A 2824-nucleotide genomic window follows, 5' to 3' on the forward strand; every position below is an offset into this window, starting at 1 on the left:
TTGTGAAGAACGCGACCGGCATGCGCTGCACATGATCGAAGACAGCTGTCCGCAGATCGAGGATGAGGCCCTCTCCGAGCGTGGACGAGAGCCAGCGCCCCAGAATCCCGAGCGCCGCCTCGGCGAACGCGATGACGGCGATGAGCACGGCAAGACGGATGACGGTGCTTTCGTCGCCGTGTTTCACGATGGCGTCCACGACGTGCCCCGCGAGCACCGGCGTCGCGACGGCCAGCAGCGCGGTCACCACGCTGAGGAGGACGAACTGAACGATACGGCGGCGGTGCGGGCGGGCGAAGGCGGCGATGCGGCGCAGCGTCGCGCGGTCGAAGGGACGGCGCTCCTGTTGGGCGTTCATGACACTGTGCAACTGTGTCCAGGCTGTGGTCTCCATGCTCATGGGAGTGACAGTAGGACCTCAAGCTTTGTTGAGGTCAACCGTTCACGGTTGCGGCCCGCGCGCGGGCGGCACCCCGTCGGCACCGCGCGCCCGACGACCGCCCCTCCCGCACCTTGCCCGGCGTGTCAGCCGCCGTCTCCGCGCCCGCAACCTCACGTTGGTCCGGTGTGGAAAACCTCTCCCGATGTGACAGTCGCACGACTTCCCCGGGCCCTGCCCAGGCTCCCCCGGCGCCTTACCCTTCGGCGTGCCGTCCGGCCGGTCCTGTGTCTCCTCCCGCTCGCCCTGGTCCTGGTGGTGGCCGTGCGCCACCGGTCGGTGCTCATCGAGGGCTTCGGGCATCTGGAGTCCGCCGAGTGGCCCTGGCTGGTGGCCGCGGTCGTCGCGACCTGCCTGACCTGGGTCGCCGCGGCCGTGACCCGGCAGGGCGCGGTCATGGAACGGCTGCCGGCGCGCCGGCTGCTCGCCACGCAGTTCGCCGCGGGCGCGGCCAACCATCTGCTGCCCACGGGTCTCGGCGCCGGTGCGGTCAATCTGCGGTTCATGACGGTGTGCGGGGTGCCGCTCGCCCGCTCGTCGGCCGCGCTCGCGCTGTATCTGCTCGCCGAGTCGATCGCCCGGCTGAGTCTGCTCCTCGGGCTGCTGATCGCGTTCCCGGGAGCGCTGCGGCTCGGCGGTCTGCTTCCGGACGGGGCGATCGGCCCGCTGCTGCTCGGCATCGGGGTGGCGCTGTGCGCCGCGGTGGCGGTACTCGCTCTCGTACGGCGGCTGCGCGCGGCCGTCTTCTCCTTCCTGCGCACCGCGGTCGGCGAGGCCCGTTCGGTGCACACCCGTCCGTCCCGGGCGTTCGCCCTGTGGGGCGGCTCGCTGGCCTTCCCGCTGCTCCAGGCGGCCGGGCTGGCCGCGGTGGGGCGGGCGCTGGGCCTCGCGGTGTCGCCCGCTCACATGGTGATCGCCTATCTGGCGGCGACGGTGGCGGTCGCGATGGTGCCGACGCCCGGCGGACTCGGTTCGGTGGAGGCCGCCCTGATCGTGGCGCTCGTCGCGGCGGGCGGCCCGGTGGCCGTGGCGACGGCAGTGGTGCTGGCGTACCGGATCATCACGGTGTGGCTGCCGCTCCTCCCGGGGGCGCTGACGCTGGGCGCGCTGGTCCGCTGGAAGGTGATCTGAGCCGGGTCCACCCGCTCCGGGTCGTGCGTTCCGGCGCGTGCTGTGATACCGAGGAGTAACCACGGCGTGCGGTGAGGCGCGTCGGCCGGAGAAGGGGACAGCGCGATGCCGGTCCGGATCGAACGTCAGGGTCACGTCACCACCGTCGTCCTCTCCCGGCCCGCGGCCCGGAACGCCGTGGACGGGCCGACCGCCGCCGAACTCGCGGACGCCTTCCGGAAGTTCGAGGCCGACGAGACGGCGCGCGTCGCCGTGCTCTGGGGCGAGGGCGGCACGTTCTGCGCGGGCGCTGACCTCAAGGCCATCGGCACCGACCGCGGCAACCAGGTCACCGAGGACGGCGACGGCCCGATGGGTCCCACCCGGCTGCGGCTGACCAAGCCGGTGATCGCGGCGGTCGCGGGGCATGCCGTGGCCGGTGGTCTGGAACTGGCGCTCTGGTGCGATCTGCGCGTCGCCGAGGAGGACGCCGTCTTCGGGGTGTTCTGCCGCCGCTGGGGTGTCCCGCTCATCGACGGCGGCACGGTACGGCTCCCCCGGCTCATCGGCACGAGCCGCGCGATGGACATGATCCTCACCGGCCGTCCGGTCGCCGCCGCGGAGGCGTACGAGATGGGGCTCGCCAACCGTCTCGTGCCGGTCGGCCGGGCCCGCGCCGAGGCGGAGCGGCTCGCCGCCGAGATCGCCGACTTCCCGCAGTCCTGTCTGCGCGGCGACCGCGCCTCGGTCCTCGACCAGGAGGGACTGATCGAGAAGGAGGCCATGCGCACCGAACTCCGGTACGGCATGGACGTGCTGGACGAGAGCCTGGAGGGCGCGGCCCGCTTCGCCTCCGGTGCCGGTCGGCACGGTTCGTTCGGCGGGCTGTGACACCGGCGACCCCTGCGCCGCGTGGGCCGTCGGCCGGTCCGTCCGTCAAGGGCGGATCCCCTCAGGCGTGGTGACGGAAGGGCAGGCGGATACGGCAGGATGAGCGGTCTCCCCGGACGGCGACGAACACGCGTCCGGGCGTGATCGCGCGTTCCCGGATTCGAGCAGGTGGCAAGTGACGACACAGCACATTCGGCCCGCGGGCCCACACCCCGGCCCTGGTCTCCGAGGAGGTCATCGATGAAGCGCTCCGTCACCGTGGACGACCTGATGATCGCCGGTATAGCCCTGGCAGCAGGGCTGCTGGCGGCGTTCCTGCTGCGGATGCTGCTGCGCTGGCTGAGCAAGCACGCCGAGCGCACCCGCTGGAGCGGCGACGACGTG

3 protein-coding genes and 1 pseudogene are annotated in these 2824 nt (G+C 72.6%); 3 read left to right on the forward strand and 1 reads right to left on the reverse strand.

Annotated features, from left to right (window positions below):
* On the reverse strand, window positions 1-400 hold a 400-nt coding region (locus tag OOK38_RS34455), incomplete at its 3' end, for an ABC transporter transmembrane domain-containing protein (RefSeq protein ID WP_266850096.1).
* 213 nt (window positions 401-613) lie between these two features.
* On the opposite strand from OOK38_RS34455, the gene OOK38_RS34460 reads away from it, so the two are divergent.
* The 3 genes and pseudogenes from OOK38_RS34460 to OOK38_RS34470 all read left to right on the forward strand — a co-directional run.
* Window positions 614-1570 (forward strand): lysylphosphatidylglycerol synthase transmembrane domain-containing protein, encoded by a 957-nt coding sequence (locus OOK38_RS34460; RefSeq protein ID WP_266850098.1) that lies wholly within the window; start codon window positions 614-616, stop codon window positions 1568-1570.
* Window positions 1571-1675: 105 nt separating this feature from the next.
* Window positions 1676-2440: a crotonase/enoyl-CoA hydratase family protein gene (locus OOK38_RS34465; protein WP_266850097.1), complete on the forward strand. Its 765-nt coding sequence runs from the start codon at window positions 1676-1678 to the stop codon at window positions 2438-2440.
* Between the two features lie 240 nt (window positions 2441-2680).
* Window positions 2681-2824, forward strand: a pseudogene (locus OOK38_RS34470) (mechanosensitive ion channel family protein); the annotation flags it as partial.

Source organism: Streptomyces sp. NBC_00568 (assembly GCF_026341855.1).
GTDB lineage: Bacteria > Actinomycetota > Actinomycetes > Streptomycetales > Streptomycetaceae > Streptomyces.